Here is a 17,165-nt window from a genome sequence, read left to right as displayed (position 1 = left end):
CGACAACATGAGCACGGTCGGATTCCTCTACCCGGGCTTCTCCGCCGAGGACGACTACCCGCGCGCCGAGAAGCTGCTGGCCGACGGCAGCCGGCTCGCCCTCGTCCACACCGAGATGGCCACCGACGCCCACCGCGAGGACGCGCTGCTCGCCATCGGCGGCGACGAGGTCCTCGCCGAGGGGGCACGCCGGGTCGCCGCGGAGGCGGGCCCGCTGGACGCGGTCGTCTGGGCCTGCACCTCGGGGTCGTTCATCTTCGGCCCCGACGGTGCCGCCCGGCAGGTCGCGGCGCTGGAACAGGTGTCGGGTGTGCCGACGTCGAGCACGTCGTTCGCCTTCGTCGACGCCTGTCGACGGCTCGGAATCGGCTCGGTGGCGGTCGGGGCGACCTACCCGCCCGACGTCGCCGGCGCCTTCGTGCACTTCCTGACCCATCACGACATCTCCGTGCACACGCTGTCCGCCCGCGACATCATCACCGCCGCCGAGGTCGGGACGCTGCCGCCGGAGTCGGTGCTGGAGTTCGCCGCCGCGGTGGCCTCGGACGCGCCCGGCGCCGACGCGGTGCTGCTGCCCGACACCGCGCTGCACACCGTGGACGTGCTCGACGCGCTGGAGGCGCGGGTGGGCAGGCCGGTGCTGACCGCGAACCAGGTGAGCATCTGGCAGGGCCTGCGCCTGGCCGGGGCCGACATCGACCGTCCCGGCCTGGGGACACTGTTCCGGAGGGGGTGGAGTCGTGGGCCTGGACGTCTCTGAGCTCGAGCCGGTGAGCCGGCGCTCCACCGCGGAGATCGTCGCCGACCGGATCCGTGCCGCGATCATGCGCGGCACGTTCGCGCCGGGCACCCAGCTCGGCGAGGTGGACCTCGCGAACCGGCTCGGGGTGAGCCGCGGCCCGCTGCGGGAGGCGATGCAGCGGCTGGTCGCCGAGGGGCTGCTGCGCAGTGAACGCCATCGCGGCCTGTTCGTGCGCGAGCTCGGTCCCGACGACGTCCGCGACGTCTACCTGGCGCGCACCGCCGTCGAGCGGGCCGCGGCGCTGAAGGTGCTGGAGGGTGACCGGGCCGCCGCCGTCGTCGCGCTGGAGATCCCGCTCGGGGTGATGGCCGCCGCGGCCGAGGCGGGCGACGCCGTCGCGCTCGCCGACGCCGACCACGACTTCCACGCCGCGCTCGTCGCCGCCTCGGGGAGCCCGCGGCTGCGCCGGATGACCGAGGGGCTCCTCGTCGAGACGCGGATGTGTCTCGCCGCGTTCCAGCAGACCGCCCCGCCCGCCCGCGCGCTGCTCGCCGAGCACGAACTGCTGCGCGACGCCCTGCGCGACGGCCGCACCGAGCTGCTGCTCGACCGGCTGGCCGCGCACATGGACGACGCCGTCAGCCGGATCCTCGCCGCGATGCCCGGCGCGGCCTGAGCGCACCTGTGAACCGCACCGCCGGACACCCCGGGGACTAGTTCGCATACGTAACATGTCGGCACGTGGTGGGCGTCCTCGAGGGTTTCCTGGTCATCGGCGTCGTCGTGGCCGTCGGATACGTCCTCGGCCGCGGACGCCTGCTCGGTGACCAGGGCTCGAAGGTCCTCGCCCGCACCGCCTTCTTCGTCGCGACGCCCGCGCTGCTGTTCACCACCCTCAGCCACTCCGACGTCGGTGCCGTGCTGTCCTCGGGGCTGGTCGTCACCGCGGTCACCAGCACCGTGGCCTGCCTGCTCTTCGTGCCGCTCGCGCTGCTCCGTCGGCGCCCGGCCGGCGAGGTCGTCGTCGGGTCGATGGCGTCCGGCTACGTCAACGCGGGCAACCTCGGCATCCCGATCGCGACCTACGTGCTCGGCGACTCCGCCGCCGTCGCCCCCGTGCTGCTGTTCCAGCTCGCGATCCTGACCCCGCTGTTCACGACCCTGATGGACGTCCTGCCCGGCGACGGCCGCGGCGAGCGGCCCGGGTGGGTCCGGGTCGCGTTCGCCCCGCTGCGCAACCCGATCGCGATCGCCACCGCCGCCGGGCTGACCGTCTCCGCGACGGGCGTCGTCCTGCCGGAGCCGGTGACCGCCCCGATCGAGCTGCTCGCCGACCTCGCGGTGCCCGCCATGCTGCTCGCGTTCGGCATATCCCTGCACGGCGCCCGCCGCCCCGGGACGGGGGAGACCGCGGTCTCGGTGTGGACCGCCGTCGCGATCAAGAATGTGGCGCACCCGGTGATCGCCTGGGCCTTCGCCGCGGTGGTGCTCGGCCTGACCGGCCCGGCGCTGCTCGCCGCGGTGGTGCTGGCCGCGCTGCCCACCGCGCAGAACGTCTTCGGCTACGCCGTGCGGTACGACCGCGCCGTCCCGCTGGCCCGCGACGTGGCGCTGGCCTCGACGGTCGTCGCCGTCCCGGTGCTGCTGGTGATCGCCGCCCTGCTGGCCTGACCAGGGCTTTCCTCGTCGCCACGTCCGGGATGAGGGGGTTCTTCGCTCGTCCCTTTGCTCTGCTCACCGATACGCAGCACCGGCCCCGCGCCGGTGCCGGGCGGCCTCACAGCCGGCCGGCCACCCGCGTCGCGCCGCCGACGACGGCTGTCCGCCCGCGACGCGGGCCCGTCCGGGATCGCAGCGCCGGGTCGCCCCGGGTGCCTGATGCGTATCGGTGAGCAGAGCAAAGGCGGGCCCGGGCGACCCTTGCCCGGACCCACCCACCCGTGTTTCCCTAGGATTGTCGACAACTCGACAACCTGAGACGCACCACCCTCGACGCACCAGGAGCTGCGAACCCATGGCACAGCTGTCCCCGCTGCTCAAGCAGGCCACCCCGGTCCAGGCCGCCCGCGGTGAGGGCGTCTACCTGTACGACACCGATGGGCGCCGCCACCTCGACTTCACCGCCGGCATCGGCGTCACCTCCACCGGGCACTGCCACCCGAGGGTCGTCGCGGCGGCGCAGGAGCAGGTGGCCACGCTGATCCACGGTCAGTACACGACCGTGATGCACCAGCCACTGCTGGCGCTGGTCGAGCGGATGGGCGAGGTGCTCCCCGAGGGCATCGACTCGGTGTTCTTCACCAACTCCGGTTCCGAGGCCGTCGAGGCGTCGGTGCGGCTGGCCCGCCAGGCCACCGGCCGGCAGCTGATCGTCGCGTTCGACGGCGGCTTCCACGGCCGCACCATGGGTGCCGCGGCGCTCACCACCTCCGGGGCGAAGATCCGGGCCGGGATCGGCCCGATGATGGGTGGGGTCGCGTTCGCACCCTTCCCCTACGCCTACCGCTACGGCTGGTCCGAGGAGCAGGCCGTCGCGTTCGCCCTGTCCGAGCTCGACCGCCAGCTGGCGAGCACCGCGCCGGCGTCCGACGTCGCCGCGTTCATCGTCGAACCGGTGCTCGGCGAGGGCGGCTACGTCCCGACCCCGCCCGCGTTCCTCCAGGGCCTGCGCGAGCGCGCCGACCGGCACGGCATCCTGCTGATCGCCGACGAGGTCCAGACCGGCTACGGCCGCACCGGGAAGTTCTGGGGCCACCAGCACGCCGAGGGTCTCGTCCCGGACATCATCGTCACCGCCAAGGGGCTCGCGTCCGGCTTCCCGCTCTCGGCCATCGCCGCGCCCAAGGCGCTCATGGCTCAGGCCTTGCCCGGCTCGCAGGGCGGCACCTACGGCGGCAACGCCGTCGCCTGCGCCGCCGCACTCGCGACCCTCGAGGTCGTGCAGGGCGAGGGGCTGGTCGAGAACTCCCGGGTGCAGGGCGAGAAGCTCCTCGCCGGGGTCCGGGACGCCGCGCAGGGGATCGCCGCCATCGGCGACGTCCGCGGCCGCGGACTCATGATCGGCATCGAGTTCGTCGACGCGGACGGCAAGCCCGACGGCGCCACCGCCGCGAAGGTGCACGCCGCGGCCGCCGCGCAGGGGCTGCTGCTGCTGACCTGCGGTGTGTACGGCAACGTCGTCCGGATGATCCCGGCGCTGGTCGTGACCTCAGAGCAGGTCGACGAGGGCCTGGCGCTCTGGACCAAGGCGCTGAACGACGCGCTGTCCTGAGACCCGCCCCGGGGGACGGACGAGGGCCCGCACACCGGTCGGGTGTGCGGGGCCTCGTGGTGTCGGAGGGTGTGCGGGTCAGCGCCCGACGGGGGAGATGTTCAGGCTCATCCCGGCCAGGCCGCGGGCCTTCACGGTCAGCTTCTCCGCGATCGCGTCGAGGGCCTGCGCCGCCGCCGACTCCGGCTTCCCGAGCACGATCGGGGTGCCGGCGTCGCCGCCCTCGCGCAGCGCGACGTCGAGCGGGATCTGACCCAGCAGCGGCACCGTGGTGCCGACCGTGCGGCTCAGCGAGTCCGCGACGGTCTGCCCGCCGCCCGAACCGAAGATCTCGTTGCGCGAGCCGTCGGGCATCTCCATCCAGGACATGTTCTCCACGACCCCGGCCAGGCGCTGGCGGGTCTGGGTGGAGATCGACCCGGCCCGCTCGGCGACCTCGGCAGCGGCCTGCTGCGGGGTGGTGACGACCAGCAGCTCGGCGTTCGGCACGAGCTGGGCGGTCGAGATGGCGACGTCGCCGGTGCCCGGGGGCAGGTCGAGCAGTAGCACGTCCAGGTCGCCCCAGAACACGTCGGCCAGGAACTGCTGCAGCGCGCGGTGCAGCATCGGGCCGCGCCAGACGACGGGGGTGTTGCCGTCGGTGAACATGCCGATCGAGATGACCTTCACGCCGTGCGACTGCGGCGGCATGATCATGTTCTCGATCTTGGTGGGCCGGTCCGCGGCGCCGATCATGCGCGGGACCGAGTGGCCGTAGATGTCGGCGTCGACCACACCGACCTTCAGCCCGCGCCGTGCCATGGCCGCGGCCAGGTTGACGGTGACCGAGGACTTGCCGACGCCGCCCTTGCCGGACGCCACGCAGAACACGCGGGTCAGCGAGCCGGGCTGGGCGAAGGGGATCACGGGTTCGTCGGCGTCGCCGCGCAGCGAACGACGCAGCTGGGTGCGCTGCTCGTCGCTCATGACGTCGAGCTCGACCTCGACCCGCTCGACGCCGGGGACCTTCGACACGGCCTCGGTGACCCGGGAGGTGATCGTCTCCCGCATCGGGCAGCCCGCGACGGTCAGGTAGACCCCGACGTGGGCGAGGCCGTCGGCGGAGACGTCGACGCTCTTGACCATCCCCAGCTCGGTGATCGGCTTGTGGATCTCCGGGTCCTCGACGGTGCCGAGGGCGGCGCGCACGGCCTCGACGACGGTGCTGGTGCTGCTGGTGACGGACATGAGCTCCTACGACCTCTTTCCTCTCGCGTCACCCCATGCTACGTGGGCTGTTCCGGGGTCTCCGGGTCACCGGCGGTGTCACGCGGCACCTCCGCGCTGACGGGGCGGTCCGGGTGTCTCTAGCATTCTTGCGATGGACGACACGACCGGCACCCCGACGCGCGAGCACCCGGTGCGCCGGCGCGTGGTCCCGACTCCGGCCGAGCTCGCGTCGTGGCGCAGCTTCCTGCGTGCGCACGCCGGCATCACGCGACGGCTCGAGGCCGAGCTGGAGAGCGAGCAGCAGCTCTCCCTGGCCGCCTACGACGTGCTCGTCCAGCTGTCCGAGGCCCCCGACCACCGGCTGCGGATGACCGAGCTGGCCGACGCCGTGCTGCTCTCGCGTTCCGGGGTGACCCGGCTCGTCGACCGCCTGGAGCGGGTCGGGCTCGTCGCCAGGGCCAAGGTCGCCGACGACGGCCGCGGGGTCACCGCCCGGCTCACCGACACCGGCTACGAGCGCCTGCGCACCGCCGCGGTCACCCACCTGCGCGGAGTCCGCGCGCACTTCGTGGAGCGGCTCGACGCCGAGGACCTCGCCGCGCTCGAGCGCATCATGGGCCGCCTGATCCCCTGAGCGCTCAGCGTTTCTTCTTGCGGGCACCCGGCTCGACCGGGGGCTCCTCGCCGCGGCTGCGTGCCAGGGCGTCGTCGAGCCGGTCACCCAGCTTCTCCAGCTCACCGCGCAGGTAGTCCCGGCTCGCGGTCTCCCCGACGGCCAGCCGCAGCGCTGCCAGCTCCCGGGCGAGGAACTCGGTGTCGGCCTTCGTCCGCTCGGCACGCCTGCGGTCCTCGTCCAGCGCGATCCGGTCCCGGTCGTCCTGCCGGTTCTGGGCCAGCAGGATCAGCGGTGCGGCGTACGCGGCCTGGGTGGAGAACGCCAGGTTGAGCAGGATGAACGGGTACGGGTCCCACCGGCCCGCCCAGGCGAACCCGTTGAGCGCGATCCACACGGTGACGATCACCGTCTGGATGGCGAGGAAGCGGCCCGTCCCGAGGAACCGGGCGATCCGCTCGGAGAACCGGGCGAATCCGTCCGGATCCACCTCGAACCGCCGGCGCCCGACGTGCGGCTGGTCCAGCCGCCGACCGATCCCCGGCTCAGCCACCGTGCACCTCCCCGTCGCGCGAGCGGCCGTTGCCGCCGTTCGCGGTAGCGGCCAGCGGGCCGCCGTGCACCTCACCCGGGGCGAGGTCGCGGTCGCGCCAGCCCTGCGGCAGCAGGTGGTCCAGCACGTCGTCGACGGTGACCGCGCCCAGCAGGTGGTCCTCGGCGTCGACGACCGGGCCCGCCACCAGGTTGTAGCTGGCGAAGTAGCGGGTCACCTCGCCGAGCCCCGCCTCGGGGCCCAGCTGCGGCAGGTCGGCGTCGACCATGCCCGCGACCAGCTCGAACGGCGCCGCCCGCAGCAGCTGCTGGGCGTGCACGCAGCCGAGGTAGCGCCCGGTCGGGGTCGCCGTCGGCGGACGGACGACGAACACCATCGAGGCCAGGGCCGGTGGCACCTCCGGGTTGCGCACCCGGGCGAGTGCCTCCGCGACGGTCACGTCCGGCGCCAGGGTGATCGGCTCCGGGGTCATCAGGCCGCCCGCGGTGTCCCACTCGTAGCGCATCAGGCGGCGCACGGGTTCGGACTCGTCGGGCTCCATGAGCTCCAGCAGCCGACCGGCCTCGTCGTCGTCGAGCTCGCCGAGCAGGTCCGCCGCGTCGTCCGGGCTCATCGCCTCCAGGACGTCGGCGGCGCGGTCGTCGTCGAGGTAGCCGAGCAGCCCGCGCTGGTCGGACTCGGACAGCTCCTCGAACACGTCGGCGAGCCGCTCGTCGTCCAGGGCGTCGACGACGTGCCGCTGCCGGTCGTCGGGCAGCCGCGACAGCGCCGCGGCGACGTCGGCCGGGCGCATCGAGTCGAACACCGCGAGCAGCCGGTCCGCACCCTGCGCGGCGGCGACGTCCAGCCCGGACACGGCCTCCCAGCCGTACACCTCGACCCGTGGCCTGCGCGCCAGCCGGGTCCGCCGGAACCGCAGCGCCACCTTGGTGATCACCCAGTCCCGGGTCCGGCTCGGCTCGATCGCGACGTCGACCACCGAGCCCTCGGTCCCGTTCTCGCGCACCGTCGCGGGGGAGTTCAGCAGCTGGCCGAGCACCCGGGTCTCGTTGGGGCGCTGGTCGAACGAGCGCAGGCTCACCGAGCCGCTGGCCAGCGTCACCGCGGTCGGGGCGATGTCGGCGACCCGCAGCATCGGCACGAAGATGCTGCGGCGCGCGGACAGGTCCACGACCAGGCCCAGCACCCGCGGCGGATGGCTGTCCACGCGCAGCGACACCACGACGTCGCGGACCTTGCCGATCCGCTCGCCGTCCGGGCCGTAGACGGCCAGGCCGGCCATCCGCGCGACGAACACCCGTACCGAGGCCATGGCGCCGAGACTAGGACCCCCGGCGGTCCCGCGGCCGCCCCGGCCGTGTGACTAGGCTCGCCCGCCGTGAACGACCCGCAGCACGATCCCGGCCGGGACCCCGAACCCCTCCGCTACGACATCGTCGACGTGTTCACCGACCGTCCGTACGCCGGCAACCCGCTGGCCGTCGTCCACGGCGCCGAGGCGCTGTCCACGGCCCGGATGCAGGCCATCGCGCGGGAGTTCAACCTGTCGGAGACGACGTTCCCGCTGGCCCCGACCGGCGACGCCGAGGGCGGCGCGGACTACCGGGTGCGGATCTTCACCCCGCTCGCCGAGCTCCCCTTCGCCGGGCACCCCAGTGTCGGCACCGCCTGGGTGCTGGCCCGCGACGGCGTCATCGGCGAGGGCGACCGTGTGCAGGAGTGCGGCGCCGGGCTGCTGCCGGTGCGGGTCGACGGGACCGGCGCCCGGGTGTGGGGCGGCACGCCGTCGGTCGGCGCCGAGCTGGACGCCGTCCGCCTCGCCGCCGTGCTCGGCCTCGGCCCCGACGACGTCGACGGCGCCGCCGTGCCGGGTGTGGCCGGTGCCGGGACCGACTTCGCGATCCTGCTCGTCGTCGCCGGTGCGGTCGCCCGCGCGGTGCCCGACCCCGCGGCGCTGGCCGCCGCGGTCGCCGGCAGCGGCGCGACCGGGGTGCTCGTCGCCGCCGTCGACGCCACCGCCGAGCGGGTCCACGCCCGCATGTTCGGCATCGGGATCGGGGTGCCCGAGGACCCGGCGACGGGCTCGGCCGCCGTCGCGCTCGGGATCTTCCTCGCCGACCGCGGTCTGGTCACCGACGACGGCGAGCACTCCTTCGTCGTGACCCAGGGGGTGGAGATGGACCGCCCGTCCACCCTCTACGCCGGCGTCCGCACCGAGGGCGGGCGGGCCGTCGGCAGCTGGGTCGGCGGGACCGTCGTCGCGGTGGCCAGGGGCTCCCTGACCCCACCTCCCGAACAGGGGTGACCGACGGGTAACCACCGCCACCGGCGGGTGAGAAACCAATCACCTGCACGGGGCGCCGCGGCCGTCGTCGTGCCAGCATCAGTCCCCAGCCCGAGCGCCCGGGTCGTGACGACGTCGTCGCCGCGATCCGGGCGAGGACGAACTCGACGAGGAGCCCGCCTGTGAGCACCACCCTCCGCGCCCGCCGGTCCTGCCTGGCCGTGCCCGGATCGAGCCAGAAGTTCATCGACAAGGCGCGCACGCTGAACTCCGACCAGGTCTTCCTCGACCTGGAGGACGCCTGTGCCCCGCTGGCCAAGCCCGGTGCGCGGAAGACGATCGTGGAGGCCCTCAACGAGGGCGGCTGGGGCGAGAAGATCCGCGTCGTCCGGGTCAACGACTGGACCACCGAGTGGACCTACCGCGACGTGATCGAGGTCGTCGAGGGCGCGGGCGCGAACCTCGACGCGATCATGCTGCCGAAGGTGCAGACCCCCCAGCAGGTCGTCGCGCTGGACCTGCTGCTCACCCAGATCGAGAAGACGAACGGTCTCGAGGTCGGGAAGATCGGCATCGAGGCGCAGATCGAGAACGCGCTGGGCCTGACGAACGTCAACGCGATCGCCACCGCGTCCCCGCGCGTCGAGACGATCATCTTCGGTCCGGCCGACTTCATGGCCTCCATCAACATGAAGTCGCTGGTCGTCGGGGAGCAGCCCCCCGGCTACGACGTGGGCGACGCCTACCACCACATCCTCATGTCGATCCTGATGGCGGCCCGCGCGCACGACAAGCAGGCCATCGACGGGCCGTACCTGCAGATCAAGGACGTGGACGGGTTCCGTCGGGTCGCCGGCCGCTCGGCCGCGCTGGGCTTCGACGGCAAGTGGGTGCTGCACCCCGGCCAGATCGACGCCGCCAACGAGACCTTCTCCCCGGCGCAGAGCGACTACGACCACGCCGAGAACATCCTCGACGCCTACGAGTACTTCACCTCCGAGGCCGGCGGCAAGCGCGGTGCGGCGATGATCGGCGACGAGATGATCGACGAGGCCAGCCGCAAGATGGCACTGGTCATCTCGGGCAAGGGGCGCGCGGCGGGCATGACCCGCACCGACAAGTGGACGCCGCCGGAGTCCTGAGGGCCCGGCCCCGCCGACCGACGACGCTCACCGAGGAGTAACCAGCATGGCCCGGCTCGCCCAGACCGCCGGTCTGACCGACATCCAGACCGAGATCCTGTCCACCGTCCGCTCCTTCGTGGACAAGGAGATCATCCCGCACGCGACCGCCCTGGAGCACGCGGACACCTACCCGCAGGACATCGTCGACGGGATGAAGGAGATGGGGCTGTTCGGCCTCATGATCCCGGAGGAGTACGGCGGTCTCGGTGAGTCGCTGCTCACCTACGCCCTGGTGGTCGAGGAGATCGCCCGCGGCTGGATGAGCGTCTCCGGCGTGATCAACACCCACTTCATCGTGGCGTACATGCTCCGCCAGCACGGCACGCAGGCGCAGAAGGAGAAGTACCTGCCGAAGATGGCCACGGGGGAGACCCGCGGCTCGTTCTCCATGTCCGAGCCCGACCTGGGCTCCGACGTGGCGGCGATCAAGACCAAGGCCGTGCAGGACGGCGACGAGTACGTCATCGACGGCGCCAAGATGTGGCTGACCAACGGTGGCACGTCGAACCTGACCGCGGTGCTGGTGAGGACCGACGAGGGCGCCGAGCGCCCGCACCAGAACCTCACCACCTTCCTCGTCGAGAAGCCCACCGGCTACGGCGAGGTCGCCCCCGGCCTGGTCGTCCCCGGCAAGATCGACAAGATGGGCTACAAGGGGGTCGACACCACCGAGCTGGTGTTCAAGGGCCACCGGATCTCCGGTGACCAGATCCTCGGCGGGGAGCGCGGCAAGGGCTTCGCGCACATGATGGACGGCGTCGAGGTCGGCCGGGTGAACGTCGCCGCCCGCGCCTGCGGCATCGCGATCCGGGCCTTCGAGCTCGGTGTCGAGTACGCCCAGCAGCGCTCCACCTTCGGCAAGCCGATCGTGCAGCACCAGGCCATCGCGTTCAAGATCGCCGAGATGGCGACCAAGGTCGAGGCCGCGCACCTGATGATGGTCAACGCCGCACGTCTGAAGGACCGCGGCGAGCGCAACGACGTCGAGGCCGGCATGGCCAAGATGCTCGCCTCGGAGTACTGCAAGGAGGTCACCGAGGAGGCGTTCCGCATCCACGGCGGCTACGGCTACTCCAAGGAGTACGAGATCGAGCGCCTCATGCGCGAGGCGCCGTTCCTGCTCATCGGCGAGGGCACCTCGGAGATCCAGAAGACGATCATCTCCCGGGGGCTGCTGCGCGACTACAAGCTGCGCTGACCGCACCCGCGTCCACGGCCCCGTACCCCGTCCCGGGGGTGCGGTGCCGTGTCGTCCGGTCGGTGGGGTGTGACCTGCGGCTCCGGGACTAGTCTTCGGGGCACGTCGCGGTCCGGTCGAACGTTGCACCGACGACGAGACAGGACATCTTCCACGAGGAGCACGCCATGACCAATCCCTTCGGCGGCCAGACTCGTCCGGCTCCGGGCCTGCCGCAGCTGCCCACTCCGCCGACCGGGTGGCCGGTGGGTTCCTACGCCACCTACGAGGAGGCGCAGCGGGCAGTCGACCACCTCGCCGACTCCGACTTCCCGGTCGCCGACGTGACGATCGTCGGCGTCGACCTGATGCTCGTCGAGCGGGTCATCGCCCGCCTGACCTGGGGCCGGGTACTCGCCTCCGGCGCGGCGCAGGGTGCCTGGCTGGGTCTGTTCGTCGGGCTCCTGCTGTTCATGTTCTCCCCGGACGGCAACTTCCTGCCCATCGTCGTCGGCCTGGTGTCCGGCGCGGTGTTCTTCATGGCCTTCGCCGCGGTCAGCTACAGCGCGAGCAAGGGCCGCCGGGACTTCCAGTCCGCCAGCCAGATGGTGGCGGGCCGCTACGACGTCCTGTGCGAGCCGCGCAACGCCGAGCGGGCCCGCGAGATGCTGGCCAAGCTGGCGATGGGCAGCCCCGGCGGGGGTTTCTGACCGGCTCCTGCGCCCGTACGACCCCACGGCCGTCATCACCCGACCGGGTGGCGACGGCCGTCGTGCGTCGGCGGTCGGACATCTGTTCCCACACGCCGCATCGCCTCCTATAGTTCGCGCGTCGGACATATCGGAGGGGCGCGATGACACAGGTGTCAGGCGGACCGGCGGAGCGCGAGCTCCCGCCGGCGGCGGTGGACGACGAGGTGCTCCTCGCCGAACAGCGGGCGTGGACCCCGTGGAAGATCGCGGTGTGGGTGGGGATCGCCCTGCTGGGCGGTCTGGCGTGGGTGATGCTCGCGCTGGTCCGCGGGGAGACGGTCAACGCGATCTGGTTCGTGTTCGCCGCGGTGAGCACCTATGCGATCGCGTACCGGTTCTACTCCCGCTACATCGAGAACAGGCTGCTGCGTCCGGACGACCGGCGCGCAACCCCGGCCGAGTACAAGGAGAACGGACAGGACTTCCTGCCGACCGACCGGCGGGTCCTCTACGGCCACCACTTCGCCGCGATCGCCGGTGCCGGTCCGCTGGTCGGCCCGGTCCTCGCCGCGCAGATGGGGTACCTGCCCGGCACGATCTGGATCATCGTCGGGGTCATCGTCGCCGGTGCGGTCCAGGACTACCTGGTGCTGTTCTTCTCGATGCGCCGCGGCGGGCGCTCGCTGGGCCAGATGGCCCGCGAGGAGCTCGGCCGGGTCGGCGGCATCGCCGCGTTGATCGCGACCCTCGCCATCATGATCATCCTGATCGCGGTGCTCACCCTGGTCGTCGTCAACGCCCTCGGTGAGAGCCCCTGGGGCGTATTCTCGGTCGCGCTGACCATCCCGATCGCCCTGTTCATGGGCGTCTACCTGCGCTTCCTGCGACCGGGGAAGGTCTCCGAGGTCTCCTGGATCGGCTTCGCGCTGCTGATCGGCGCGATCGTCGCCGGCGGCTGGGTCGCCGAGACCGGCTGGGGCCAGGCACTGTTCACCCTGGACCGCACCACCATCGCCTGGGGCGTGATCATCTACGGCTTCGTGGCCGCGGTGCTCCCGGTCTGGCTGCTGCTCGCCCCGCGCGACTACCTGTCGACGTTCATGAAGATCGGCACGATCGTGCTGCTCGCCGTGGCGATCATCGTCGTCCGCCCGGAGCTGGCCGCGCCGGCGTTCAGCGAGTTCGCCGGCCGCGACGACGGGCCGGTCGTCGCCGGGTCGCTGTTCCCGTTCCTGTTCGTGACGATCGCCTGCGGCGCGCTGTCGGGCTTCCACGCCCTGATCTCCTCGGGGACCAGCCCGAAGCTGGTCGAGAAGGAGCGCCAGACCCGCCTGATCGGCTACGGCGGCATGCTCATGGAGTCCTTCGTGGCGATCATGGCGCTGGTCGCGGCGCTGTCGATCGACCGCGGGCTCTACTTCGCGATGAACTCGCCCGCGTCGCTGACGCTCGGGACGGTCGAGGGCGCTGCCGCGTTCGTGAACCAGCTCGGGCTGATGGGCGTCAACGTGACCCCCGACCAGCTCGCGACGACCGCGGCCCTGGTCGGCGAGGAGTCCGTCGTCTCGCGCACGGGTGGCGCCCCGACCCTCGCGGTCGGCCTGGCGAACATCATGGCGCAGTTCATCGGCGGGCCGGCGATGATGAGCTTCTGGTACCACTTCGCGATCATGTTCGAGGCGCTGTTCATCCTCACCGCCGTCGACGCGGGCACCCGGGTGGCGCGCTTCATGCTGCAGGACGCCATCGGCACCGTGGTCCCGCGGTTCGCCGACACCTCGTGGAAGCCGGCCGCCTGGATCTGCACCGCGCTGATGGTCGGCGGCTGGGGCGCGATCCTGGTGATGGGTGTGACCGACCCGCTCGGCGGGATCAACACGCTCTTCCCGCTGTTCGGCATCGCGAACCAGCTGCTGGCGGCGATCGCGCTCGCGGTCTGTCTGGCCATCGCGGCCCGGCGGGGGCGCGTGCGCTACCTGTGGATCATCGTCGTCCCACTGGCGTTCGCCGCCGTCGTGACGGTCACGGCGTCGATGTACAAGATCTTCTCCCCGGACCCCAAGATCGGGTACTGGGCGCAGCACTTCGCGTTCCGGGGGGCCATCGCGTCCGGGGAGACGAGCTTCGGCACCGCGGGCACCCCGCAGGCGATGGCGGCGGTCGTCCGCAACACCTTCGTGCAGGGCACGCTGTCGATCCTCTTCGTGACGCTCGCGCTCGTCGTGATCGTCGCCGCGGCCCTGGCCGCCTGGAGGTCGATCGCGATGGGCGGCCGCCCGGACAACGAGGACGAGCCGGTGCCCTCGCGGCTCTACGCCCCGGCAGGGATCATCGCGACCCCGGCGGAGAAGGAGCTGGAGAAGGAGTGGACCGAGGCGGTCGGGACCCCGGCCCGGTCGGGGCACTGACCGTGACGGCCAGGACGCTCACCCGGCTGCGGGCGCTGCACGACTGGTGGCGTGGGGTGATCGGGGCGGACCTGTACGACCGCTACCTCGACCACCACCGTCGCAGCGGGCACCACCACCCGCCGATGAGCGAGCGGGAGTACTGGCGGGCCCGCACTGCGTACCAGGAGAGCAACCCGCAGGGGCGTTGCTGCTGAGGTGGCGCCATTCCGGCCGGTCCCGTTGCGCCGCACGGGTGGCCGGGCATCCACGTTCGGCCCAGCGCGCCCTCCCGGCTGGGTGTCACACCCCACCGGGGAGGGCGCGTCGGGTTCCGGACTCGGGTCGGTGCGGGCAGGATCAGGCCCCGTGAGCGGCGAGGCGTGGCAGGAGAGCGACCAGATCCGCCCGGCCACGGTGCACCGTGCCTACGGGCGGGGCGCCGCGGGCTACGACGCCTTCGTCGCGACCCTGCCCGGCTACCGTACCCACCTGCGGGTGTCGGCGTCGCGGATGGGGCTGGGCGACGGCCACGGTTTGCGGCTGCTCGACGTCGGCTGCGGTACCGGGGTGTCCACCGAGGCGCTGTTGACCAGCGTCGGGGGTGCCGAGGTGGTCGCGGTCGACGCGTCCGCGGAGATGCTCGCCGTCGCCCGGCGGAAGAACTGGTCGCCCCGGGTGACGTTCGTGCACTCCCGGCTGGAGACCCTCGCCGAGGCCGGTGTCGAGGGCCCGTTCGACGGGATCCTCGCGTCCTTCCTGGTGTCCAACCTGCCCGACGCCGAACACGGCCTACGCCGACTGCTGAGCCTGCTCGCCCCCGGCGCCCCGATGGCGGTGCACGACTACGCCGTCAGCGGCCGGAGCCGGATGCGGTGGACCGCGGCGAACTGGACCTGGATGCTCCCGATGGCCTCGCTGCGCTGGGGGGCCGCGGATCTCGCGCGCTACCGGGCCCGGCGGGTCGCGACGGCCGGTGGGCCCGAGCAGATGGTGCACCGGATGGAGCGCGCCGGGTTCGGCGACGTGCGCGTCCAGACCGTCGGCGGGGTCCAGCAGCACCTCGTGCACACGTTCCTGGGGCGGCGCCTCGACGAGCCCGACGTGGTGGGGGAGCGGCAGGAACGCCGCGCCCGCGGTTCGGCCATCGCCGCGGCCGGGTGGCGGCCGCGGCGGGACGAGCCCGTCCCCGCCCACCGGGACACGACCGGGCCCGTCGACGAGGGTGGCCCCGAGGACCCCGGCTACGCCGAGACGCTCCCGGACCAGGTGCTCGACGGCGGCGACGCCGACCGGGACGACACCGGCGACGGGCCGGACGACCAGGACCGGGGTGGGTCGGGCGCCCACGACGACCCCACCTCCGACGAGGACCCGGACACCCGTCCGCGTGGGCACGGCGTCGCCCGGGCGCTGCGGTACGGGCTGCCGGGCTCCCGGCCCGACTCCTCCGGCCCCGGCGCGGGACCCGGCCCCGCTGCCGCAGGACCCGACTCCGCAGGACCCGACTCCGCAGGACCCGACTCCGCAGGGCCCGGCTCCGCGGACCCCGGCGCGGCCGGATCCGACCCCGCTGCCGCGGGACCCGGCCCTGGAGAGCCCGACCCCGGTGCCACGGGCCCCCGGCGTCCGACACCCGGCCCTCGTCCGCACCGCCCGGTCGGACTCCGCCGCCCCGGCCCCCCGCGGCCGCGCCCCGGCGAGGCGCCCCCGCCCGCCGAGGACGACGAGCCGCCGACCCCGCCGACGGGTACCCGCCAGGTCTGACCGGCGGGCTCCCCGGCCCAGGGCCGGCCCGGTCTACAGCCAGCCGTTGCGGCGGAAGTTGCGGTACAGCAGCCCGCACAGCGTCGCGATGACGAGCAGGACCATCGGGTAACCGAAGTCCCAGTGCAGCTCGGGCATCGAGTCGAAGTTCATGCCGTAGACACCGGCGATCATCGTCGGCACCGAGATCAGGCCCGCGTAGGCGGTGATCTTCCGCATGTCGTTGTTCTGCCGCATGCTGATCTTCGCGAGGACCGCGTCGACCAGGGTGGTCAGCAGCTCGTTGAAGCCCGCCACCTGCTCGGCGACGCCCCCGAGGTGGTCGTCGACGTCGCGGAAGTAGGACCGCACGTCGTGCGGGACCAGGGCGCTGTAGCCCTCGGCGAGCTTGCGCATCGGCCCGACCAGCGGCATCACGGCGCGGCGCAGGTCGAGGATCTCGCGCTTCATGACGTAGATCTGCTCGGGGTTCATCGTCGAGCGCGGGGAGAACACCTCGGCCTCGACGGCGTCGATGTCGTCCTCGATCTGCCGGCAGACCTCGATGTAGGAGTCCACGACGTGGTCGGCGATCGCGTGCAGCACCGCGGCCGGGCCGAGGGACAGCTGCTCGGGGTCGTCCTCCAGGCGTCGGCGCACCTCGCGCAGGCCGGTGTGGCGGCCGTGCCGGACGGTCACGACGAAGTCGCGCCCGAGGAACGCCATGACCTCGCCGGTCTCGACGATCTCGTTCGACGTCGTCGGGTCGGCGTGCCCGACGTAGCGGACGGTCTTGAGCACCATGAACAGTGTGTCGTCGTAGCGCTCGAGCTTGGGGCGGTTGTGCGCGTGCACCGCGTCCTCGACGGCGAGCTCGTGCAGCCCGTAGGTCTCGGCGATGCCGGAGATCTGCTCCTCGTCGGGCTCGTGCAGCCCGATCCAGACGAAGCCCTCGCCGCGCTCGCGCACCTCGGCGATGGCCTCGTCGTGGGTCCAGCGGCCGGGGAGCCGGTGGCCGTCGAGGTAGACGCCGCAGTCGACGACGTAGGCGGACAGGGGGACACGCAGCCGGACGGGCGGGCTCGCGGCGGCCCGCGCCGCGGCGCGCTCGGCACGCCGGGACGGGCGGATGGTGGGGCGCAGCTGGGAGAGCGAGGGCATCACGAGGTCCACCTCCGGGCGTGCCGGCGCGGCTCAGGGGACGAGCGGCACCGGGTGACGGTGCGACCGCGCAGGGCGGCCGCCGGGCCGGAACTCGCCTCCCGCCGGGATCAGCGCCGGACGTACCTCGGGGCCGTGCGCAGCGG

General features: G+C 72.8%; 16 protein-coding genes. 12 read left to right on the top strand and 4 right to left on the bottom strand.

Going from position 1 to position 17,165, the window contains the following annotated elements:
• The first annotated feature begins 7 nt into the window (after nt 1-7).
• The 4 genes from XF36_RS20305 (at nt 8) to XF36_RS20290 (ending at nt 4,013) form a co-directional block, all read left to right on the top strand.
• Nucleotides 8-760 (top strand): maleate cis-trans isomerase family protein, encoded by a 753-nt coding sequence (locus XF36_RS20305; RefSeq protein ID WP_060713182.1) that lies wholly within the window; start codon nt 8-10, stop codon nt 758-760.
• Nucleotides 747-1,418 (top strand): GntR family transcriptional regulator, encoded by a 672-nt coding sequence (locus XF36_RS20300; protein ID WP_369804865.1) that lies wholly within the window; start codon nt 747-749, stop codon nt 1,416-1,418. The genes XF36_RS20305 and XF36_RS20300 overlap by 14 nt, the downstream gene beginning before the upstream one ends.
• Nucleotides 1,419-1,483: 65 nt before the next feature.
• Complete coding sequence (locus XF36_RS20295) at nt 1,484-2,413, top strand: AEC family transporter (RefSeq protein WP_060713181.1); 930 nt, start codon at nt 1,484-1,486, stop codon at nt 2,411-2,413.
• 343 nt (nt 2,414-2,756) lie between these two features.
• The gene (locus XF36_RS20290; RefSeq protein ID WP_060713180.1) at nt 2,757-4,013 is read left to right on the top strand and encodes an aspartate aminotransferase family protein; all 1,257 of its coding nucleotides are present in this window, start codon (nt 2,757-2,759) and stop codon (nt 4,011-4,013) included.
• Between the two features lie 78 nt (nt 4,014-4,091).
• Here the strand turns inward: XF36_RS20290 and XF36_RS20285 are convergent, their stop codons facing one another.
• Nucleotides 4,092-5,240, bottom strand: a complete 1,149-nt coding sequence (locus XF36_RS20285) for an Mrp/NBP35 family ATP-binding protein (RefSeq protein ID WP_020624329.1) — start codon at nt 5,238-5,240, stop codon at nt 4,092-4,094.
• Between the two features lie 133 nt (nt 5,241-5,373).
• Between XF36_RS20285 and XF36_RS20280 the strand changes: the two genes are divergently transcribed.
• Nucleotides 5,374-5,856, top strand: coding sequence for a MarR family winged helix-turn-helix transcriptional regulator (locus XF36_RS20280; RefSeq protein ID WP_060713179.1), 483 nt, complete (start codon nt 5,374-5,376; stop codon nt 5,854-5,856).
• Nucleotides 5,857-5,860: 4 nt separating this feature from the next.
• Here the strand turns inward: XF36_RS20280 and XF36_RS20275 are convergent, their stop codons facing one another.
• Nucleotides 5,861-6,388, bottom strand: a complete 528-nt coding sequence (locus tag XF36_RS20275) for a DUF1003 domain-containing protein (RefSeq protein ID WP_060713178.1) — start codon at nt 6,386-6,388, stop codon at nt 5,861-5,863.
• Complete coding sequence (locus XF36_RS20270; RefSeq protein WP_060713177.1) at nt 6,381-7,700, bottom strand: magnesium transporter MgtE N-terminal domain-containing protein; 1,320 nt, start codon at nt 7,698-7,700, stop codon at nt 6,381-6,383. Before XF36_RS20270 ends, XF36_RS20275 begins: the two co-directional genes overlap by 8 nt.
• Nucleotides 7,701-7,766: 66 nt before the next feature.
• Here XF36_RS20270 and XF36_RS20265 point away from each other — a divergent pair, with 66 nt between their 5' ends.
• The 7 genes from XF36_RS20265 (at nt 7,767) to XF36_RS34990 (ending at nt 15,879) form a co-directional block, all read left to right on the top strand.
• Nucleotides 7,767-8,693 carry a PhzF family phenazine biosynthesis protein gene (locus XF36_RS20265; protein ID WP_060713176.1) on the top strand — a complete coding sequence of 309 codons (927 nt, stop codon included), beginning with the start codon at nt 7,767-7,769 and terminating at the stop codon, nt 8,691-8,693.
• 161 nt (nt 8,694-8,854) lie between these two features.
• Nucleotides 8,855-9,814 carry an HpcH/HpaI aldolase/citrate lyase family protein gene (locus XF36_RS20260; protein ID WP_060713175.1) on the top strand — a complete coding sequence of 320 codons (960 nt, stop codon included), beginning with the start codon at nt 8,855-8,857 and terminating at the stop codon, nt 9,812-9,814.
• A gap of 46 nt (nt 9,815-9,860) precedes the next feature.
• A complete protein-coding gene (locus tag XF36_RS20255) occupies nt 9,861-11,054 on the top strand; it encodes an acyl-CoA dehydrogenase family protein (RefSeq protein WP_060713174.1) in 1,194 nt (397 codons plus the stop codon).
• Between the two features lie 167 nt (nt 11,055-11,221).
• Complete coding sequence (locus XF36_RS20250; RefSeq protein ID WP_060713173.1) at nt 11,222-11,743, top strand: general stress protein; 522 nt, start codon at nt 11,222-11,224, stop codon at nt 11,741-11,743.
• Nucleotides 11,744-11,886: 143 nt separating this feature from the next.
• The gene (locus XF36_RS20245; RefSeq protein WP_060713172.1) at nt 11,887-14,133 is read left to right on the top strand and encodes a carbon starvation CstA family protein; all 2,247 of its coding nucleotides are present in this window, start codon (nt 11,887-11,889) and stop codon (nt 14,131-14,133) included.
• Nucleotides 14,134-14,135: 2 nt separating this feature from the next.
• The gene (locus XF36_RS20240; protein ID WP_238588971.1) at nt 14,136-14,330 is read left to right on the top strand and encodes a YbdD/YjiX family protein; all 195 of its coding nucleotides are present in this window, start codon (nt 14,136-14,138) and stop codon (nt 14,328-14,330) included.
• A gap of 151 nt (nt 14,331-14,481) precedes the next feature.
• A complete protein-coding gene (locus tag XF36_RS34990; RefSeq protein WP_064485468.1) occupies nt 14,482-15,879 on the top strand; it encodes a class I SAM-dependent methyltransferase in 1,398 nt (465 codons plus the stop codon).
• Nucleotides 15,880-15,912: 33 nt separating this feature from the next.
• On the opposite strand, the gene corA is transcribed toward XF36_RS34990, so the two are convergent.
• Nucleotides 15,913-17,019 (bottom strand): magnesium/cobalt transporter CorA, encoded by a 1,107-nt coding sequence (gene corA / locus XF36_RS20230; RefSeq protein WP_051050136.1) that lies wholly within the window; start codon nt 17,017-17,019, stop codon nt 15,913-15,915.
• Nucleotides 17,020-17,165 lie beyond the last annotated feature (146 nt).

Source organism: Pseudonocardia sp. HH130629-09, assembly GCF_001294645.1.
Classification (GTDB): domain Bacteria; phylum Actinomycetota; class Actinomycetes; order Mycobacteriales; family Pseudonocardiaceae; genus Pseudonocardia.
The sequence above is the reverse complement of the archived record's forward strand: the minus strand, read 5'-3'. Positions and strand labels throughout refer to the sequence as shown.

What these genes read in the sequence shown, in the direction of transcription:
- XF36_RS20305 (WP_060713182.1), top strand. Translation starts at nt 8, where the DNA reads ATGAGCACGGTCGGATTCCTCTACCCGGGCTTCTCCGCCGAGGACGAC.
- XF36_RS20290 (WP_060713180.1), top strand. Translation starts at nt 2,757, where the DNA reads ATGGCACAGCTGTCCCCGCTGCTCAAGCAGGCCACCCCGGTCCAGGCC.
- XF36_RS20285 (WP_020624329.1), bottom strand. Translation starts at nt 5,240, where the DNA reads ATGTCCGTCACCAGCAGCACCAGCACCGTCGTCGAGGCCGTGCGCGCC.
- XF36_RS20280 (WP_060713179.1), top strand. Translation starts at nt 5,374, where the DNA reads ATGGACGACACGACCGGCACCCCGACGCGCGAGCACCCGGTGCGCCGG.
- XF36_RS20270 (WP_060713177.1), bottom strand. Translation starts at nt 7,700, where the DNA reads ATGGCCTCGGTACGGGTGTTCGTCGCGCGGATGGCCGGCCTGGCCGTC.
- XF36_RS20255 (WP_060713174.1), top strand. Translation starts at nt 9,861, where the DNA reads ATGGCCCGGCTCGCCCAGACCGCCGGTCTGACCGACATCCAGACCGAG.
- XF36_RS20250 (WP_060713173.1), top strand. Translation starts at nt 11,222, where the DNA reads ATGACCAATCCCTTCGGCGGCCAGACTCGTCCGGCTCCGGGCCTGCCG.
- XF36_RS20245 (WP_060713172.1), top strand. Translation starts at nt 11,887, where the DNA reads ATGACACAGGTGTCAGGCGGACCGGCGGAGCGCGAGCTCCCGCCGGCG.
- corA (WP_051050136.1), bottom strand. Translation starts at nt 17,019, where the DNA reads ATGCCCTCGCTCTCCCAGCTGCGCCCCACCATCCGCCCGTCCCGGCGT.